Below are 18,788 nucleotides of genomic sequence, written 5' to 3' on the forward strand. Positions count from 1 at the left end.
GTTCTTCACCCCATGCGTCCGAAAAACTCCAGCACGGCGAAGCCGGCCACGAAGGCGAAGGCCTCGCGTAAGGCCGGTCGCCGTCACCCGCTGGCCACTGTCGCGCTCCTCGCGATCGGCCTCGGACTGACCGGCGGCGCGTACGCCGCGTTCACCACCACCACGGCCTCCGCCGACGAGCCGGTCGCGGCCGCGAGCCAGAGCTCGGTCGACGAGGGCAAGAAGCTCTTCCAGGCCAACTGCGCCACCTGCCACGGCCTCGACGCCCAGGGCTCGTCCGTCGCCCCGAGCCTGATCGGCGTCGGCGCTGCCGCCGTCGACTTCCAGGTCGGCACCGGCCGCATGCCGATGCAGATGCAGGGTCCGCAGGCCCAGCAGAAGCCGGTCCAGTTCACGGACGAGCAGGTCAAGGCGCTGGCCGACTACGTCGCCTCGCTCGCCCCGGGCCCGTCGATCCCCGAGCAGAAGTACCTCGCAGGCAAGGGCGACGCCGCCCACGGCGCCGAGCTCTTCCGCATCAACTGCGCGATGTGCCACAACGTCGCCGGCGCCGGCGGCGCGCTCACCGAGGGCAAGTACGCCCCGCCGCTCACCGGTGTCAGCGCCCAGCACATCTACGAGGCCATGGTGACCGGTCCGCAGAACATGCCCGTGTTCAACGACCTGAACATCACGCCGCAGGGCAAGGCCGACATCATCACGTACCTGAAGTACATCCAGAACAACCCGTCCCCGGGCGGCTTCGAGCTCGGCTCGCTCGGCCCGGTGGCCGAGGGCCTGTTCCTCTGGATCTTCGGGCTGGGCGCCATCGTCGCCCTCACCGTGTGGATCACGGCCAAGTCCAACTAGCTAGCCGGCACACGAACAACACAGCGTAAGAAGGAGAGCAATGGCACAGGACGAGAACGGCGGTCACGAGCTGACGCCTGCCCGTTCGCCTGAGGAGCACCGGACCGGCAACCCCGGTACCGCGGTGATCATCCGCGACGCCGTCGAGAACCCCGGGTTCCCGCCGCACCGCCCGCGCGTCACCGACCTCGACCCGCGGAAGGAGCGGCGCGCCGAGCGCACCGTCTACACGCTGTTCTACCTGTCGATCGCGGGATCGGTCTGGGCGGTCGCCGCCTACCTGGCCTTCCCCATCGTCGACGGCGACCCCAACTCGGTGCGGCTGAACAACCTGTTCATCGGCATCGGGAGTGCGCTCGCGCTCCTCGCCATCGGCATCGGCGCCGTCCACTGGGGCAAGGCGCTCATGCACGAGAAGGAGGGCGTCGACCTCCGCCACCCCGTGCGCGGCAGCGAGGCGACCACCGAGCGGGCGGCGGAGATCTTCCGCCAGGCCGACGAGGAGTCGGGCTTCAGCCGCCGCACCCTGGTGCGCAACAGCCTCATCGGCGCTCTGATCGCCTTCCCGCTGCCCGCCGTCGTGCTGTTCCGCGGGCTGGCGCCCGAGAACGAGGACCCGGTGGAGCTCCTCAGCAACACGATGTGGGCCAAGGGCGTGCGCCTGACGCGCGACCCAACCGGTACCCCGATCAAGGCCTCCGACGTCACCCTCGGGAGCGCGTTCCACGTGATCCCCGAGGGCCTCAACGAGGCCCCGAACATGCTGGAGCAGAAGGCCAAGGCGGCCGTGCTGCTCATGCGCCTCAAGCCCGAAGACCTCCACGTCTCCAAGGGCCGCGAGAACTGGAACTACGACGGCATCGTCGCCTACTCCAAGATCTGCACGCACGTCGGGTGCCCGGTGGCGCTCTACGAGCAGCAGACGCACCACCTGCTCTGCCCGTGCCACCAGTCGCAGTTCGACATCACGCACGAAGCGCAGGTCATCTTCGGACCGGCGAAGCGGCCCCTGCCGCAGCTGCCGATCACCGTTGACGCCGATGGCTACCTGGTCGCCCGCAGCGACTTCCACGAGCCCGTCGGCCCAAGCTTCTGGGAGCGCCATTGAGCACCACGACCGCCGCACGGCCTGCGGCACAGACGACGGCCTCGAAGGGCGGGTTCACGGCTGCTGCCGCGAACTACCTCGAGGACCGCACCAGCATCTCGGGCGCCGTCAAGGAGTTCGGGCGCAAGATCTTCCCTGACCACTGGTCCTTCCTGCTCGGCGAGGTCGCGCTCTACAGCTTCATCGTGATCCTGCTGTCGGGAACCTTCCTGACGTTCTTCTTCCAGGCCTCGATGGCCGAGGTGACCTACAACGGCTCGTACGTGCCGCTGAAGGGCATCGAGATGTCGTCGGCCATGCAGTCCACGCTGAACATCTCGTTCGAGGTGCGCGGCGGCCTGCTGGTCCGTCAGATCCACCACTGGGCGGCTCTGCTGTTCGTGGCCTCCATCGGCCTCCACATGCTGCGCATCTTCTTCACCGGCGCGTTCCGCAAGCCGCGTGAGCTGAACTGGGTGATCGGCTTCGTGCTGTTCATCCTCGCCATGGCGGAGGGCTTCACCGGCTACTCGCTGCCGGACGACCTGCTCTCGGGCAACGGCCTGCGCATCATCGACGGCCTGATCAAGGGCCTGCCGGTGGTCGGCACCTGGATCTCGTTCCTGCTCTTCGGCGGTGAGTTCCCGGGCACGGCGATCGTCGGACGCCTGTACACGCTGCACATCCTGCTGCTTCCCGCGCTTGTCGTCGCGTTCATCGCGCTGCACCTGATGTTCGTCGTCATCCACAAGCACACGCAGTACGCGGCTCCGGGACGCACCCAGGGCAACGTCGTCGGCTACCCGGTCCTCCCGGTGTACGCGGCGAAGGCCGGCGGGTTCTTCTTCATCGTGTTCGGCGTCGTGGCTCTGCTCGCCTCGCTGTTCACGATCAACCCGATCTGGCTCTACGGACCGTACGACCCCTCCCCCGTGTCGGCCGGTACCCAGCCGGACTGGTACATCGGCTTCGCGGACGGCGCGCTGCGTCTCGTCCCGCCGGGCTGGGAGTTCGTGTGGCTCAACCGCACCTGGTCGTTCAACATCATCATCCCGGTGGCGATCCTGGGCCTGTTCATCGTGACGGTCATGGTCTACCCGTTCGTCGAGGCGTGGCTGACCGGTGACAAGCGCGAGCACCACATCCTGGACCGCCCGCGCAACGCGCCGACCCGCACCGCCGTCGGCGCTGCCGGTGTCACGTTCTACGCGGTCTTCTGGGCCGCGGCCAGCTCGGACATCATCGCGACGCACTTCAAGCTCACGATGGAGGGCGTCATCCACACCCTCCAGGCGCTGCTGTTCATCGGCCCGCTGATCGCGTACGTCGTGACCAAGCGCGTGTGCCTGGCCCTGCAGAAGAAGGACCGCTCGATCGCCCTCCACGGTTACGAGAGCGGCCGCATCGTCAAGCTGCCGGGTGGCGAGTTCATCGAGGTGCACGAGCAGTTGAGCGAGTACGAGCGGTGGCGTCTGGTCTCGTACGAGGCGTACGAGCCGCTGATGCTGCGCCCGAACCGCCGGGGCAAGATCACCGCGGCGAACCGCGTGCGCGCGGGCCTGTCGCGCTGGTTCTTCGAGGACCGCCTGGTCCCGCCGACCCGCGGCGAGCTCGAGTCGGGCCACGGCTCGCACTGACCGGTTCCCGTGAAAGCGCCGACGCGAATCCTCGCGTCGGCGCTTTCGCGTATCCCCCGTCCGTACCGCTGACATTGGAGTGCCGCGACCGTGCCTGCTGATCTGACCCGGCTGGCCGCCTGGCTCCGCTGCCCCGTGTGCGAGGCGGACCTGGAGCCGGTCGACCGGCTCAGCCTCGGGTGCGCGAACGGCCACCGCCATGACGTCAACAAGCGCGGCTACGTGTCCCTGCTGCGCGGCGGCACAAAGTTCCTGGGCGACACGGCCGAGATGCTGGATGCGCGCGAGCACGTGCTCGAGGGCGGCGCCTACTCCCCCATCGCGGAGGCGGTGACCGCGGCGGCCGCCGGTGACCGCATCCTGGAGGCCGGTGCGGGCACGGGATACTACCTGCGCGCCGCGCTGACGGCTCCCGATGCGCGCGGGCTCGCCATGGACCTCTCCCCGCAGGCGGTCGCACGGGCAGTGCGCGCCTCCGACCGCATCGACGGCCTCGTCGCCGACACCTGGCGACCCCTGCCGGTGCGCGGCGGCGTGGCGGATACCGTGCTGGACGTCTTCGCGCCCCGCAACCTTCCCGAGTTCCATCGCGTGCTGCGACCTGGCGGCATGCTCGTCGTGGTGGTTCCGCGCGCCGATCACCTGGGATCCCTCCGGGCGACAGGCACGATGCTCGACATCCCGTCCGACAAGGGCGACGACGTCACCGAGGCGGCCGAGCCGCTGTACGCCCTTCTGGGGCGGCAGACCGTGGCGTACGACCTCGCGCTCACGGACGAGCTGCGGGCGTCCCTGGTGGGCATGGGGCCCTCGGCGCGGCATGCCTCTGCGGGTGCCGACTCCTCCGCGAACGCCGCGACCGTGGATACCACCCGCGTCTCCGTCGAGGTGCTGCGATTCCAGCGCCGCTGACGGCATCCCGGCCGCTCCCGGAGCTTCGCCGCTGACCGCGCTCCGGCCGATCCCTTAGCTTTGCCGCTGGCCGCACCCTGGCCGCTTCCTGCGCTCTCCCCGCCGCCGGCACCCACCCGGTCAGCACGGGCACCGTCGGAGAGGGAGGAGATCCCGGACGACACGCCGCGCCGTGTAGGGGAACGGAGGAGCTCAGACGCTCGAGCCGCCCTGACTCCTCCCTTTCCGACCAGGCCGCCCAGCGACGAGGCCACACAGCGACGAAGGGCCGCCTCCCGACGGGAGACGGCCCTCGTCCGCAGTGCGTGCTTACCGCGCGAAGTACCCGCGGTAGTACTCGTAGACCCATCCGACGATGCAGACGAGGCTGAAAGCGACGCCGATGAAGCAGATCCAGATGCCGACGGCGAGGCCGAGGATGACGAGGCCCGCGCCGAGCGCCAGCGCGAACGGCCACCAGCTCCACGGGCTGAAGTGCCCGAGCTCCGGGTCCCCGTCGTCGATGTTCGCGTCGAGGCGGTCCTCCGGGAGTTCGCCGCCCTGGGAGGCGTGCGACCGGCCGACGTAGAACGCGATGAACGCGGCGAGGATGGCGCTCAGCAGCAGAGCGACGGTGCCGACCCACTCGACGTTCTTGTGCATCTCGTCGAGGAGGTTCCACAGCGTGTAGACGATCGCTGACAGCAGGAAGAACACTGACAGGATCCAGAACATGATCGCATTTGCGCGCATGGGTTACTTCACCTCATCGTTCGCGACGTCGTGCACGGGCGCGTCCGGGGCGTCCTTCGCAGGACCGACACCGACCGGGATGCCCGCCTCGGGGTGGTTCAGGTCGAACGCCGGCGACTCCGAACGGATGCGCGGGATCGACGTGAAGTTGTGCCGCGGCGGCGGGCAGCTGGTCGCCCACTCGAGCGAGCGTCCGTAACCCCACGGGTCGTTCACGGTCACCTTCGGCGCATTGCGCGCGGTCAGGTACACATTGACGAAGAACGGGACCATCGAGATCGCGAGGATGCCGGCGCCGATCGACGACACCTGGTTCATCCAGGTGAAGCCGTCCGATGGAAGGTACGTCGCGTAGCGTCGCGGCATGCCCACCACGCCCAGCCAGTGCTGGATGAGGAAGGTGGTGTGGAAGCCGATGAACAGCAGCCAGAAGTGCCACTTGCCGAGCCGGTCGTTGAGCATCTTGCCCGTCCACTTCGGCCACCAGAAGTAGAAGCCGGCGAACATGGCGAACACGACGGTGCCGAACACCACGTAGTGGAAGTGCGCGACGACGAAGTAGGTGTCGGACACGTGGAAGTCGAGCGGCGGCGACGCCAGGATGACACCGGTCAGACCACCGAAGGTGAAGGTGATCAGGAAGCCGATCGACCAGAGCATCGGCGACTCGAAGGTCAGCGAGCCGCGCCACATCGTGCCGACCCAGTTGAAGATCTTCACGCCGGTCGGAACCGCGATGAGCATCGTCATCAGCGAGAACCACGGCAGCAGCACCGATCCGGTGACGTACATGTGGTGAGCCCACACCGTGACGGACAGAGCGGCGATCGAGATCGTCGCGTAGATCAGGGTCTTGTACCCGAAGATCGGCTTGCGGCTGAACACCGGGAAGATCTCGGAGACGATGCCGAAGAACGGCAGCGCGATGATGTACACCTCGGGATGCCCGAAGAACCAGAACAGGTGCTGCCAGAGCAGCGCCCCGCCGTTCGCGGCGTCGTAGATGTGGGCGTCGAACACGCGGTCGGCGGCGAGGGCGAACATCGCGGCGGCGAGCACCGGGAAGGCCATCAGCACGAGGATCGAAGTCACCAGGGTGTTCCAGGTGAAGATCGGCATCCGGAACATGGTCATGCCCGGCGCGCGCATCGTGATGATCGTGGTGATGAAGTTCACGCCACCGAGGATGGTGCCGAAGCCGGAGAGACCGAGGCCCAGCACCCAGAGATTCCCGCCTATGCCCGGTGAGAACGTCGTACTCGAGAGCGGCGCGTAGGCGAACCAGCCGAACGAGGCGGCCCCCTGCGGGGTGAGGAAGCCGGCGACCGCGATCAGCGAGCCGAACGAGTAGAACCAGTACGCCAGCGCGTTCAGTCGCGGGAAGGCGACGTCAGGCGCACCGATCTGCAGCGGCATGAGCACGTTCGCGAAGCCCGCGAAGAGCGGCGTCGCGAACATCAGAAGCATGATCGTGCCGTGCATCGTGAAGAGCTGGTTGTACTGCTCCTTCGTCTGCACGACGTTCAGGCCGGGCTCGAAGAGCTGCGCGCGGATGATCAGCGCCATCACGCCGCCGATGAGGAAGTACACGAACGACGAGATCAGGTACATGTACCCGATCGTCTTGTGGTCGGTCGACGTGATGTAGTTCACGAGGATGTTGCCCTTGCGCTCCACACCGTTCGCGGTGAGGAACGTAGGCGTTGGCCTGGGAGCGGTCGTCGCTCCCGGCGCCGGTGCTGTCGTCGTCATCAGTGCGTCCTACTCGTTGCCCTGGGAGCCCGACGGGGCGCCCGTTCCTGGCAGGTTCTGGTTGCGGTCGTACTCGGAGCCCAGCTGGCCCGTGAAGCCCTGGTCCTTCAGGCTCTGGATGTGGGCGTCGTACTCCTTCTGCGACACGATCTTCACGTTGAAGAGCATCGCCGAGTGGTACTCGCCGCAGAGCTCGGCGCACTTGCCCACGAAGGTGCCGGTGCGGTCCGTCGTCTCGAAGTAGATGTAGTTGGTCTTGCCCGGGATGACGTCTTTCTTGTAGAGCATCGCCGGCACCCAGAAGGAGTGGATCACGTCACGCGAGTCGAGCTGGATGGTGATCTTCTTGTTCTCGGGCAGGTAGAGGACGGGGACCTTGCCCTCCTGGACCGATCCGGGAGTCGCGCTGTTGTCGTCCGGCTGGACCTGGATGCCCGGGTCGTAGACGTTGTCGGAGACGTAGTTGAAGTCCCATGCCCACTGCTTCGCGTAGACCTGGATCTTGTAGTCGGGGTTCGCGTACGGCTTCTCGATCGCGGCCTGGTCGCGGGCGGTGAAGGCGAAGAAGCCGAGCACCAGGATCAGCGGCACGATCGTGTAGAAGATCTCGATCGGCATGTTGTAGCGCAGCTGCACCGGGAGGCCGGTCTGCCCCTTGCGCCGGCGGTAGACGATGACCGCCCAGAGGATGAGACCCCACACCACGATGCCGACGATGAGGAGGACGATCCAGCTGGTCACCCACAGGCCGCTGATGCGCTCGGTGTGGTTCGTGACGGGCGGCTCGCCCTCGACGAAGCCCGGGAGGAATCCGTGCAGCTGGGCCTGAGTGCAGCCCGCGAGCGCCACGACGAGCGTCGCGGCGATCGGGATGGCAGCCCATCGGAGACGGCGATTGTGACGCACCGGTGACCTTTCGAGTGACTACTGGGACAGTTCACATGCAACTGTATGTGGCTGTCTCTACCCTACTCCGACCGACACCCTGATCCGAACAACAAAGGGCCGCCCCGAAGGGCGGCCCGAGCTGTTGGGATGTGCTATGCGGCTCTAGTGGAACGAGTCTCCGCAGGCGCACGAACCGGTCGCGTTGGGGTTGTCGATCGTGAAGCCCTGCTTCTGGATCGTGTCCTCGAAGTCGATCGTCGCACCGTCGAGGTACGGGACGCTCATCTTGTCGACGATGACCTCCACCCCGCCGAAGTCGACGGTCGCGTCCCCGTCGAGCATGCGCTCGTCGAAGTACAGCTGGTAGATGAGACCCGAGCATCCACCGGGCTGGACGGCGACGCGCAGACGCAGGTCGTCGCGGCCCTCCTGCTCGAGCAGGCTCTTGACCTTGGATGCCGCGGTGTCGGTCAGGCCGACCCCGTGGGCCTTGGTCGCGGTCAGCGTTGTGTCGGTCATGGGGCTCCTCACACGGATGGTCCGGACCCCGGGAAGGGGATCCGCACCGATTGTACGTCCACTCGATGCAGGATTGCTCGGAATCGGGGACTCAGGATGCGGTGCGCTCGTTCAGGCGCGTCAGCAGCAGGGCCTCGGTGAGGATGGCGCGCTTGAAGACACCCAGGTGGAGCGACTCGTTCGGGCTGTGCGCGCGGGTGTCCGGGTCCTCCACGCCGGTGACGAGGATCTGCGCCTCCGGGAAGTCGCGCACGAGGTCGGCGATGAACGGGATGGAGCCGCCGATGCCGGTCTCCACCGCCTCCTTCCCCCACGCGTCGGTCATCGCGCGCTTCGCCTCGGTGGCCGCCCAGCCGGCGGTGTCGACGAGGAACGGGTCGCCCAGGTCGACGTCCTCGATCGCGATGTGCGCGCCGAACGGGGCGTGCGCACGCAGATGCTTCTCCAGCGCGGCGAACGCCTCGCGCGCCGGCTGCCCCGGCGCGACACGCGAGCTCACGCGCACGGCGGCGCTCGGCAGCAGGGTGTTGGACGCGTTGGCGACGGTCGGCGCGTCGATGCCGGTGATGGTGATGGTGGGCTGGGACCACATCCGCGACAGGACCGGTCCGGTGCCGATGCTCGTCACGCCCGGAAGGAACGCGGCGTCCTCCGCCAGCTGCTCCTCACTGAACGCGGGAGGCTCGGCGGCGTCGTCATGGGAGGTCAGGCCCTCGACGGCGACGGATCCCTTCTCGTCGTGCAGGGTCGCGAGCAGCTTCACCATCGCGAGCATCGCATCCGGTGCCGCTCCCCGTACATGCCGGAGTGCGACGCGTGCTCCAGGGTCGAGACGGTCAGCCGGAAGGTCACGTTGCCGCGCAGCGAGACCGTGAGCGCGGGCGTGTTCACGTCGACGTTGTCCGAGTCGGCCACCACGATGACGTCGGCGGCGAGGGCCTCCTTGTTCTGCTCCAGGAAGTTCGCGAACGAGCGCGAGCCGAACTCCTCCTCGCCCTCGATGAACACGGCGAGCCCGACCTCGAGATCGTCGCCGAGGGTCTCGCGGAGGGCCCGCACCGTGGCGACGTGGGTCATCACACCGGCCTTGTCGTCGGCGGCGCCGCGGCCGTACAGACGGTCGCCGCGCACGGTGGGCTCGAACGGCGAGGTCTCCCAGAGGGCCTCGTCGCCCTCCGGCTGCACGTCGTGGTGCGCGTAGAGGAGCACGGTGGGGCGACCGTTGCGGGCGGCCCGGGTGGCGAGCACGGCCGGCTGCCCGAGCGTGTCGCCGTCGCCGATCGGCGCCTGCTTGAGCTCGACCCGGTCGAACATCCCCGTCTCGTTCAGGAGCCCGGCGACGGCCTCGGCGCTGCGCTGCACGTTCGCCGGGTCGAAGGCCGACCACGACACCGAGGGGATGCGGACGAGCTGCGAGAGGTCCGCGACGGCCGACGGGAGCCCCGCCTCCACCGCGGCGCGGACCGCCTGCTCGGCCGGGGCCGGCGCGGCGGGACCGTCGCCCGCGGAAGTGGTCGGAACAGGGGTCTGCTGGCTGTCTGTCATGCGGGTAATCTTAAGCGGACCCCACAAACCGAAGGCGCGAAGTTGGCAAAGCGACAGAACCCGGCCGAGGCGGAGACGCCCGCGGTCGAGACCCCCGAAGAGACGGCCGCCCGGCTGAAGCAGGGCAAGGGCGCGCCGACGCCCTCGCGCCGTGAGCAGGAGGCCGCGCGGAAGCGGCCGCTCGTGCCCACGGACCGCAAGGAGGCTGCTCGCGCGGCCCGCGCCAAGCAGGCGGAGGCCCGCGAGAAGGCCCGCGTCGGGATGGCCGCCGGAGACGACCGCTATCTGACCGCTCGCGACCGCGGACCGCAGCGCCGGTTCGTGCGCGACTACGTGGACGCGCGCTTCTCGATCGGCGAGTTCCTCATCCCCGTGATGCTGATCGTCATCGTGCTGACCTTCCTGCCCTGGCCCGAGATGCAGGTCTACGGCCTGTTCGCGCTCTGGGGCTTCTTCCTGATCGCCGTCATCGACTGCTTCGTGCTCGGGTTCCTCATCCAGCGCCGCATCGGTGACAAGTTCGGCAAGACCAAGGTGGAGCGCGGCCTGCGCTGGTACGGCGCCATGCGCGCGCTGCAGCTGCGGATCATGCGACTCCCGAAGCCGCAGGTCAAGCGCGGCCAGTTCCCGAGCTGACGTGACGATCGTCGCGGCGGCGGACGGTTCTGCCCTCGGCAACCCCGGCCCGGCCGGCTGGGCCTGGTACGTGGACGACGACCACTGGTCCGCGGGCGGATGGCCGCACGGCACCAACAACCAGGGCGAGCTCATGGCCGTCATCGACCTTCTCGAAGCGACGGCGCACACCGGCAACGACCTGCACATCTTCTGCGACAGCCAGTACGTGATCAACGCGGTGACCAAGTGGATGCCGGGCTGGAAGCGCAAGGGATGGCGCAAGGCCGACGGCTCGCCCGTGCTCAACCGCGAGCTGCTGGAGCGACTCGACCGCGCCCTGCAGGGCCGGCGCTACCGGTTCGAGTGGGTCAAGGGCCACGCGGGCCACGACCTCAACGAGGCCGCGGACGTGCGCGCCCGCGCGGTCGCGACGGCGTATCAGCTGGGCGACCCCATCCCGATCGGACCGGGATGGGCGGGGACGGTGAACGCGTCTGTGCCGGATGCGCCGATCACCGCCACCCCGCCGGCGCTCGAGCGCGACACCTCCGCTGGGCCGGTCGACGAGACCGGCGGCGCCCTGGAGTTCGACCTCTTCGACGCCCTCCCTGCGGAGGAGACCGACGAGGAGGTCGTGGCGCGGCTGGAGCGCGAACTGCTCGAGCCGTCCGTCCGCTCCGACGCCTCCCGGCTGGCCGAGCTGCTGCATCCCTCGTTCTCGGAGATCGGCCGGTCCGGCCGCCTCTGGGGCCGCGACGCCATCGTCTCGGAGCTCGCCGACGAGGATGCGCCGGCCGCCGGGCTCGAAGTGCTCGGCGTCGACCGGGTGTCGCGCGACGCCCTGCTGCTCACCGCACGGACGGTGGATGCGCGCGGCGCGACCCTGCGCAGCTCGCTCTGGGTGCAGAGCTCCGGACGCTGGCGCCTACGCTTCCACCAGGGAACGCCGGAGGCCTAGCAGCCCGCGGTTGATCTGCCGCGCCCAGAGCGGGCCGCGGTAGAGGAACGCCGTATAGCCCTGGACGAGGGTCGCGCCCGCATCCAGCCGCTGCTGCACATCCTCCGCCGTCTCGACACCGCCGACCGAGATGACGCACAGCTCGGGCGGCACGACGCCGCGGATGAGGCGGAGCACTTCGAGCGAGCGCGCGGCGAGCGGCGCGCCGCTGAGGCCTCCCGCACCCGCCGCCGCGACGACGGCGGGGTCGGTGCGCAGGCCCTCACGCGAGATGGTGGTGTTCGTCGCGATGATGCCGGCGAGGCCGAGCTCGACCGCCAGCCGGGCGATGCGCCCCACCTGCTCGTCGGTGAGATCGGGGGCGATCTTCACGAGCAAGGGGGTGTCACCCGCCACCTCCTTGACCGCCGACAGCAGCGGCGACAGGAGTTCCAGCTCCTGCAGGCCGCGCAGCCCCGGAGTGTTCGGCGAGCTGACGTTGACCACCAGGTAGTCGGCGACGGGCGCGAGCGCGCGGGCGCTGGTCAGGTAGTCGGCCGTGGCGTCCTCGACGGCGACCACGCGCGACTTGCCGATGTTGACGCCGAGCACGGGGCGTCGGCGGGCGCGGCGTACGCGCAGCAGCCGGTTGGCGGCGGCAGCGGCGCCGTGGTTGTTGAAGCCCATCCGGTTGATGACCGCCCGGTCGGGGATCAGACGGAACAGCCGCGGCTTGTCGTTGCCGGGCTGAGGGCGCGCGGTGATGGTTCCGACCTCGACGTGGCCGAAGCCCAGTGCGCCCAGGCCGAGCACGCCCTCCCCGTCTTTGTCGAAGCCGGCGGCGAGGCCGAAAGGCGAATCGAACCGCAGGCCGAGCGCCTCCACGGCGAGCGACGGGTCCGGTGCCGTGAAGCGGCGGACCACGCCGCCCAGGCCGACGGCCGGGAGGGCGCGGATCACCACGAAGGCGAGGTGATGGGCCCGCTCGGGGTCGAGCCGGGACAGGACGAGGTCGAAGAGTGCGCGATACATGCCGGTTCGAGAATACCGGCTCCGGCTACTGCGCCTCGACCAGTCAGGAACCAGCGCCGGCAGGCTCAGAATGCGCCACCCGCAGCGAGCGGATGGCCTCCTCGAAGTCGTCGAGCGAGTCGAAGGCCTGGTAGACGCTCGCGAAGCGGAGGTACGCGACCTCGTCGAGCTCGCGCAGCTCCGGCAGGATCGCCAGGCCGATGTCGTTCGCCTCGATCTGCGACGCACCCGTCGAGCGGATGGTCTCCTCCACCTTCCCCGCCAGCACGGCCAGGTCGGAGTCCGTGACCGGGCGGCCCTGGCAGGCCTTGCGGACACCGAGCACGATCTTCTCGCGGCTGAACGGCTCCGCCACGCCGCTGCGCTTGATCACGCTGAGGCTGGCCGTCTCGGTCGTCGAGAAGCGGCGACCGCACTCCGGGCACTGCCGGCGACGGCGGATGGAGAGCCCGTCGTCACTCGTCCGCGAGTCGATCACGCGCGAGTCGGGGTGGCGGCAGAAGGGGCAGAACATGGAGGGATTCTATCGCTCAGCGCGTGCGGAACCGCTGAGTAACCGCATCCCCGTGGGCAGGCAGGTCTTCGGCGGTCGACAGGGCGACGATCCGGTCGGCGACCTCGCTCAGGGCCTCGCGGTCGTAGCGCACGACCTGCTGCGGACGCAGGAACGAGTACGCGCCGAGGCCGGGCGAGAACCGCGCCTGGCCGCCCGTCGGCAGCACGTGGTTCGACCCGGCGAGGTAGTCACCGAGGCTGACCGGCGAGGTGGGGCCCAGGAAGATGGCGCCGGCGTTGTGGATGGACGCGAGAAGCGCATCCGGGTCGGCCGTCTGCAGTTCGAGGTGCTCGGGTCCGTAGGCGTTGCTGAACGCGGCGGCGGCGGCGAGGTCGTCGACCAGCACGACCGCGGACTGCGGACCGCCGAGTGCGGTGCGCACGCGCTCGGCGTGCTTCGTCGCGTCGGCCAGGCGAGCGAGCTCGGCGACGACGCGGTCCGCGAACGCGGGACTGTCCGTGACGAGCAGAGAGGCGGCCGCTTCGTCGTGCTCCGCCTGGCTGACCAGGTCGGCGGCGACGTAGCCGGCGTCGGCCGTGTCGTCCGCGATGACCAGGATCTCGGTGGTCCCGGCCTCGGAGTCGATGCCGGTCTGCCCGCGGACGACGCGCTTGGCGGCCGCGACGTAGATGTTGCCGGGGCCGGTGATGACCTGCACCGGCTCCAGACCGAGCTCCTCGACGCCGTAGGCGAGCGCGCCGACCGCGCCGGCGCCTCCCATCGCGTACACCTCGTCGATGCCGAGCAGCCCGGCGGCGCCGAGGATGACCGGGTGGACCGCTCCCCCGAACTCGCGCTGCGGCGGGCTGACCAGGGCGATGGACGCGACACCGGCGACCTGCGCCGGCACGGCGTTCATGACGACGCTCGACGGGTACACGGCCTTGCCGCCGGGCACGTACAGCCCTGCGCGCTCGACCGGCTCCCAGCGCTGGACGATGGTCGCGCCCGGGCGGATGACGGTCTCGGCCGCGGGCGGCACCTGCGCGGCGGTTGCCTCACGGACGCGCGCGATCGCCTCCTCGAGAGCCTCGCGGACCTCCGCCGGCAGCGCCTTCACTGCGGCGTCGATCTCCGCCTGCGGAACCCTCAGCTGGGTGGGCGCGCCGCCGTCGAACCGCTCCGCCTGCTCGCGCAGGGCCGCGACGCCGCGCTCGCGGACGTCGGCGATCAGGTCGGCGGCGACCGACATGGCCGCCTGCACATCCACGACGGGACGGGGGACGAGGCGCTGGAAGGCCGCACGGGTAGGCTGGACACCGCGGAGGTCGATGGTCTGGATCATGACCCGTCAAGCCTAACCGCTCCCATCGACGAGGAATCTTCCAGCCCGACTGGAGTTGTACCCACCGTATGAACAGCGCATCCCCCGACCCCACCGACGGCACGGTCACCGACGCGACGCCCGACCTCGCGGCGTTCCGGCAGACCTTCCGGCGGCATGCGGCCGGGGTGGCGATCGTGACTGCCCAGCTGGCGGACGGGACGCCGGTCGGCTTCACCGCGACCTCGCTGGCGTCGCTCGCGGCGGTTCCTCCCTCGCGACGTTCAACATGGCGCTGTCCGCGTCGAGCTGGCCGGCCATCGCCGAGACGGACCGGGTCGTCATCCACACGCTCGGGGCGCGCAACCGCGACGTCGCGCAGATCCTCTCGGGCGACAATCGGCAGCGGTTCGTCGGGGAGCACTGGTTCCGCGGCCCGCACGGTCTGCCCGTGATAAAGGACACGACGGCGTGGATGGTGGGACGCATCCTCGAGCGGGTGCAGGTGCACAACAGCGCGGTCGTCGTGGTGCAGATCGAGGAGGGTGCGCTCGGCGAGGACGACGCTCCGCTCGTCTACCACGAGCGCACCTACTGGCGGCCCGGCACCCCGGTCTGACCGCCGCCGCCTGCTCGCCGAGTCGCGACATGATGTCACCACTCGGCCCGAATAGGCGCATCCACTCACCGCTCGACGAGCGCAGCCGGGCGCCGCGTGCGGCGGGGGCACCGAGTCGCGACATCATGTCACCACTCGGCCCGAATACGCGCATCCACTCACCACTCGACGCGCATACGCGCAGAGCGGAGCCCGGGGCGCGCGGCGGAGGTACCGAGTCGCGACATGATGTCACCACTCGGCGCGAACAGGAGCATCCACTCACCACTCGGCGGGCGGAGGCGGGCCGAGCGGCGCCGCTAGACGAGGCAGTTCGGGCCGAGGAGACCCTTCAGCTCGCCGTACAGGTCGGCGCTGACCTTCACCGGCTTCGGCACCTCGAAGACGCGCGCGACTTGGCCCTTCACCAGCCGCAGCCGTACCTCGCTCTCACCCGGATGCCGTGCGAGCACCTCGCTGAGAGACGTCACGGTGTCGGTCGTCGCGCGCTGGTCCGGCATGGTGATCATCAGCGTGGCGGTGTCGTCGACCTGGCCGAGGTCGGGCGTCATGAGCGAGAAGGCATGGAGGTTCATGCCGTCATCGCGCAGGCTTACCCGGCCGCGCACGACGACGATCGCGTCGCCCTGCAGCGCGTGCGAGTACTCCTGGTACGCCTTGCCCATGAACATCACGGTCAGCTCGCCGCCGAAGTCCTCGACCTGGATCATGCCGTACTGGTTGCCGGACGCCTTCGCCACGCGGTGCTGCACGCTGGTCACGAGACCCGCGATGGTGACCGTCTCGCCGTCCTGGATGTTCTCCGACGCCACGAGTTCGGCGATGCCGGTGCTCGCCAGCTTCGCCAGCTGCAGCTCGAGACCGGCGAGGGGATGGTCGGAGACGTACAGCCCGAGCATCTCCCGCTCGAAGGCGAGCTTGTCGCGCTTCGCCCACTCGGGTCGCGACGGGATGTGGTGCTGCGTCTGCGACACTTCGTCTTCGCCCCAAAGGCTGTCGAAGTCGAAGCCGACGTCTCCGTTGGCCTCATTGCGCTTGATCTTGACCGCCGACTCCACCGCATCCTCGTGTACCTCGACGAGAGCCCGGCGGGTGTGGCCGAGCGAGTCGAAGGCGCCCGCCTTGATCAGCGACTCCACCGTCCGCTTGTTGGCCGCATGGATCGGAACCTTGTTGAGGAAGTCGTGGAACGACTCGAAACGGCCCTTGGTCTCGCGCGCCTCGCGGACACCCTCGACGACGTTGGCGCCGACGTTGCGCACCGCGCCCATCCCGAAGCGGATGTCCGAGCCGACGGCCGCGAAGTACAGGTTCGACTCGTTGACGTCGGGGGCGAGCACCTTGATGCCCATGCGGCGGCACTCGTTGAGGTAGAGCGCCATCTTGTCCTTGGAGTCACCGACGCTGGTCAGCAGCGCGGCCATGTACTCCGCCGGATAGTGCGCCTTGAGGTACGCGGTCCAGTACGAGATGACGCCGTAGGCGGCCGAGTGCGCTTTGTTGAACGCGTAATCCGAGAACGGGAGCAGGATCTCCCACAGCTTGTTGACGGCGTCCATCGAGTACCCGTTCGCCTGCATGCCCTGCGAGAAGCCCTCGAACTGCTTGTCCAGCTCGGACTTCTTCTTCTTGCCCATCGCGCGGCGCAGGATGTCTGCTTGGCCGAGCGAGAAGCCGGCGACCTTCTGCGCGATCGCCATCACCTGCTCCTGGTAGATGATGAGGCCGTAGCTGGTCGAGAGGATGTCCGCCAGCGGCTCGGCGAGCTCCGGGTGGATGGGCGTGATCGGCTGCTGCCCGTTCTTGCGAAGCGCGTAGTTGGTGTGCGAGTTCGCGCCCATCGGGCCCGGCCGGTACAGCGCGATGAGCGCCGAGATGTCCTCGAAGTTGTCCGGCTTCATCAGGCGGAGGAGGGACCGCATCGGTCCGCCGTCGAGCTGGAACACGCCGAGGGTGTCGCCGCGGGACAGCAGCTCGTAGGCCGGTCGGTCGTCGAGTTCCAGGTCTTCGAGGACGAGGTTCTCGCCCCGGTTGTCGCGGATATTGTCGAGCGCGTCGTTGATGATCGTGAGGTTGCGGAGCCCCAGGAAGTCCATCTTGATCAGGCCGAGCGACTCGCAGGCCGGATAGTCGAACTGCGTGACGATCTGGCCGTCCTGCTCGCGCTTCATGATCGGGATGACGTCGATCAGCGGATCGGACGACATGATCACGCCGGCCGCGTGCACACCCCACTGGCGCTTCAGGTTCTCGAGCCCGAGCGCCGTGTCGAACACCGTCTTGGCCTCGGGGTCGGTCTCGACGACCGCCCGGATGTCGACGGCCTCCTTGTAGCGCGGATGCTCCTTGTCGAAGATCCCGGTGAGCGGGATGTCCTTGCCCATCACGGGCGGCGGCATCGCCTTGGTGAGCTTCTCTCCCATGGAGAACGGGAAGCCGAGCACGCGCCCGGAGTCCTTCAGCGCCTGCTTGGCCTTGATCGTGCCGTACGTGACGATCTGCGCGACGCGCTCCGAACCGTACTTCTCGGTCACGTACTTGATGACCTCGCCGCGACGGCGGTCGTCGAAGTCGACGTCGAAGTCGGGCATGGAGACGCGGTCGGGGTTGAGGAAGCGCTCGAAGATGAGGCCGTGCTGCAGCGGGTCGAGGTCGGTGATCCGCATGGCGTAGGCGGCCATCGATCCGGCCCCCGAACCGCGGCCTGGACCGACGCGGATGCCGTTCCGCTTCGACCAGTTGATGAAGTCGGCGACGACGAGGAAGTAGCCCGGGAAGCCCATCTGCGAGATCACGCCGATCTCGTAGTCCGCCTGCTTGCGCACCTCAGGCGTGATGCCGTTCGGGTAGCGCTGCTCGAGGCCCTTCTCGACCTCCTTCACGAACCAGGTCTGCTCAGTCTCGCCCTCGGGCACCGGGAAACGCGGCATGTAGTTGGCGGCCGTGTCGAACCGGACGTCGCAGCGCTCGGCGATGGCGAGCGTGTTGTCGCACGCCTCCGGGTAGTCGCGGAACAGCTGCCGCATCTGTTCCGGCGTCTTGAGGTAGAACTCGTCGGCGTCGAACTTGAAGCGGTTGGGGTCGTCGAGCGTCGAACCGGACTGCACGCACAGCAGCGCGGCGTGGCTCTTCGCGTCTTCCGCGTGCGTGTAGTGGAGGTCGTTGGTGGCCACCAGGGGAAGCCCCAGGTCTTTCGCCAGCCGGATCAGATCGGACATGATGCGGCGCTCGATGCCGAGCCCGTGGTCCATGATCTCGGCGAAGTAGTTCTCGGGGCCGAAGATGTCGCGGAACTCCGCCGCCGCAGCGCGGGCGGCCTCGTACTGCCCGAGGCGCAGGCGCGTCTGCACCTCCCCGGAGGGACATCCGGTCGTCGCGATGATGCCCTTGGAGTAGCGGCTGAGCAGCTCGCGGTCCATGCGGGGCTTGAAGTAGTAGCCCTCCATCGACGCGTACGACGACAGCCGGAACAGGTTGTGCATGCCCTCGGTGGTCGCCGCGAGCATCGTCATGTGCGTGTACGCACCGGAGCCGGAGACGTCGTCGCCGCCGCCGTCGCCCCAGCGGATTCGGGTCTTGTCGCTGCGATGCGTGCCCGGCGTGATGTACGCCTCGGTGCCGATGATCGGCTTGATGCCCGCATCCGTCGCCGTACGCCAGAAGTCGAACGCACCGAACATGTTGCCGTGGTCGGTGACGGCGACGCCCGGCATGCCCTGGGCCGCGGCCGCCTCGATGAGGGGTTTGACGCGCGCGGCCCCGTCGAGCATCGAGTACTCGCTGTGGACGTGGAGGTGGACGAAGGAGTCGCTCATGACCCCTTCAGCCTAAACGCCGCGGA

General features: G+C 68.8%; 14 protein-coding genes and 2 pseudogenes. 7 read left to right on the forward strand and 9 right to left on the reverse strand.

What is annotated here, in order from left to right; translation table 11 throughout:
* Positions 1-12: 12 nt before the first annotated feature.
* The 4 genes from qcrC to ACQ86M_RS07955 all read left to right on the forward strand — a co-directional run bounded on the left by qcrC (position 13) and on the right by ACQ86M_RS07955 (position 4,485).
* Entirely contained in the window at positions 13-849 is an 837-nt protein-coding gene (qcrC, locus tag ACQ86M_RS07940) for a cytochrome bc1 complex diheme cytochrome c subunit (protein ID WP_431247658.1), read from the forward strand.
* Between the two features lie 40 nt (positions 850-889).
* The gene (gene qcrA, locus ACQ86M_RS07945; protein ID WP_431218206.1) at positions 890-1,957 is read left to right on the forward strand and encodes a cytochrome bc1 complex Rieske iron-sulfur subunit; all 1,068 of its coding nucleotides are present in this window, start codon (positions 890-892) and stop codon (positions 1,955-1,957) included.
* A complete protein-coding gene (gene qcrB, locus ACQ86M_RS07950) occupies positions 1,954-3,573 on the forward strand; it encodes a cytochrome bc1 complex cytochrome b subunit (RefSeq protein WP_431247659.1) in 1,620 nt (539 codons plus the stop codon). Before qcrA ends, qcrB begins: the two co-directional genes overlap by 4 nt.
* Before the next feature lie 90 nt (positions 3,574-3,663).
* Positions 3,664-4,485 carry a methyltransferase domain-containing protein gene (locus ACQ86M_RS07955; RefSeq protein WP_431247660.1) on the forward strand — a complete coding sequence of 274 codons (822 nt, stop codon included), beginning with the start codon at positions 3,664-3,666 and terminating at the stop codon, positions 4,483-4,485.
* Between the two features lie 309 nt (positions 4,486-4,794).
* On the opposite strand, the gene ACQ86M_RS07960 is transcribed toward ACQ86M_RS07955, so the two are convergent.
* From ACQ86M_RS07960 to ACQ86M_RS07980, 5 genes and pseudogenes are all read right to left on the reverse strand, one after another.
* The gene (locus tag ACQ86M_RS07960; protein ID WP_431218208.1) at positions 4,795-5,217 is read right to left on the reverse strand and encodes a cytochrome c oxidase subunit 4; all 423 of its coding nucleotides are present in this window, start codon (positions 5,215-5,217) and stop codon (positions 4,795-4,797) included.
* A 3-nt stretch (positions 5,218-5,220) separates the two neighbouring features.
* On the reverse strand, positions 5,221-6,969 hold the full coding sequence (gene ctaD / locus ACQ86M_RS07965; RefSeq protein ID WP_431218209.1) for an aa3-type cytochrome oxidase subunit I: 1,749 nt from the start codon (positions 6,967-6,969) through the stop codon (positions 5,221-5,223).
* 9 nt (positions 6,970-6,978) lie between these two features.
* Entirely contained in the window at positions 6,979-7,875 is an 897-nt protein-coding gene (gene ctaC / locus ACQ86M_RS07970) for an aa3-type cytochrome oxidase subunit II (protein ID WP_431247661.1), read from the reverse strand.
* A 144-nt stretch (positions 7,876-8,019) separates the two neighbouring features.
* Positions 8,020-8,376, reverse strand: a complete 357-nt coding sequence (gene erpA, locus ACQ86M_RS07975) for an iron-sulfur cluster insertion protein ErpA (RefSeq protein WP_431218211.1) — start codon at positions 8,374-8,376, stop codon at positions 8,020-8,022.
* Between the two features lie 91 nt (positions 8,377-8,467).
* Positions 8,468-9,921: pseudogene (locus ACQ86M_RS07980) on the reverse strand (dipeptidase).
* Positions 9,922-9,963: 42 nt separating this feature from the next.
* Between ACQ86M_RS07980 and ACQ86M_RS07985 the strand changes: the two are divergent.
* Positions 9,964-10,557: a DUF3043 domain-containing protein gene (locus tag ACQ86M_RS07985; RefSeq protein WP_431218213.1), complete on the forward strand. Its 594-nt coding sequence runs from the start codon at positions 9,964-9,966 to the stop codon at positions 10,555-10,557.
* A gap of 1 nt (position 10,558) precedes the next feature.
* A complete protein-coding gene (locus ACQ86M_RS07990) occupies positions 10,559-11,497 on the forward strand; it encodes an RNase H family protein (RefSeq protein ID WP_431247662.1) in 939 nt (312 codons plus the stop codon).
* Here the strand turns inward: ACQ86M_RS07990 and ACQ86M_RS07995 are convergent.
* The 3 genes from ACQ86M_RS07995 to hisD are packed head-to-tail and all read right to left on the reverse strand — an operon-like array spanning position 11,465 to position 14,349.
* On the reverse strand, positions 11,465-12,508 hold the full coding sequence (locus ACQ86M_RS07995; RefSeq protein WP_431247663.1) for a quinone-dependent dihydroorotate dehydrogenase: 1,044 nt from the start codon (positions 12,506-12,508) through the stop codon (positions 11,465-11,467). The two genes, ACQ86M_RS07990 and ACQ86M_RS07995, sit on opposite strands and share 33 nt — an antisense overlap.
* A gap of 43 nt (positions 12,509-12,551) precedes the next feature.
* Positions 12,552-13,022 (reverse strand): transcriptional regulator NrdR, encoded by a 471-nt coding sequence (nrdR, locus tag ACQ86M_RS08000; protein ID WP_431218215.1) that lies wholly within the window; start codon positions 13,020-13,022, stop codon positions 12,552-12,554.
* Positions 13,023-13,038: 16 nt separating this feature from the next.
* Positions 13,039-14,349, reverse strand: a complete 1,311-nt coding sequence (gene hisD / locus ACQ86M_RS08005; protein WP_431218216.1) for a histidinol dehydrogenase — start codon at positions 14,347-14,349, stop codon at positions 13,039-13,041.
* Between the two features lie 68 nt (positions 14,350-14,417).
* On the opposite strand from hisD, the pseudogene ACQ86M_RS08010 reads away from it, so the two are divergent.
* Positions 14,418-14,947 (forward strand): annotated as a pseudogene (locus ACQ86M_RS08010) (flavin reductase family protein).
* Positions 14,948-15,246: 299 nt separating this feature from the next.
* Here ACQ86M_RS08010 and dnaE read toward each other — a convergent pair.
* Positions 15,247-18,762 (reverse strand): DNA polymerase III subunit alpha, encoded by a 3,516-nt coding sequence (dnaE, locus tag ACQ86M_RS08015; protein WP_431247664.1) that lies wholly within the window; start codon positions 18,760-18,762, stop codon positions 15,247-15,249.
* Positions 18,763-18,788 lie beyond the last annotated feature (26 nt).

This window comes from Leifsonia xyli subsp. cynodontis (assembly GCF_050632205.1).
Taxonomy (GTDB): domain Bacteria; phylum Actinomycetota; class Actinomycetes; order Actinomycetales; family Microbacteriaceae; genus Leifsonia; species Leifsonia xyli_D.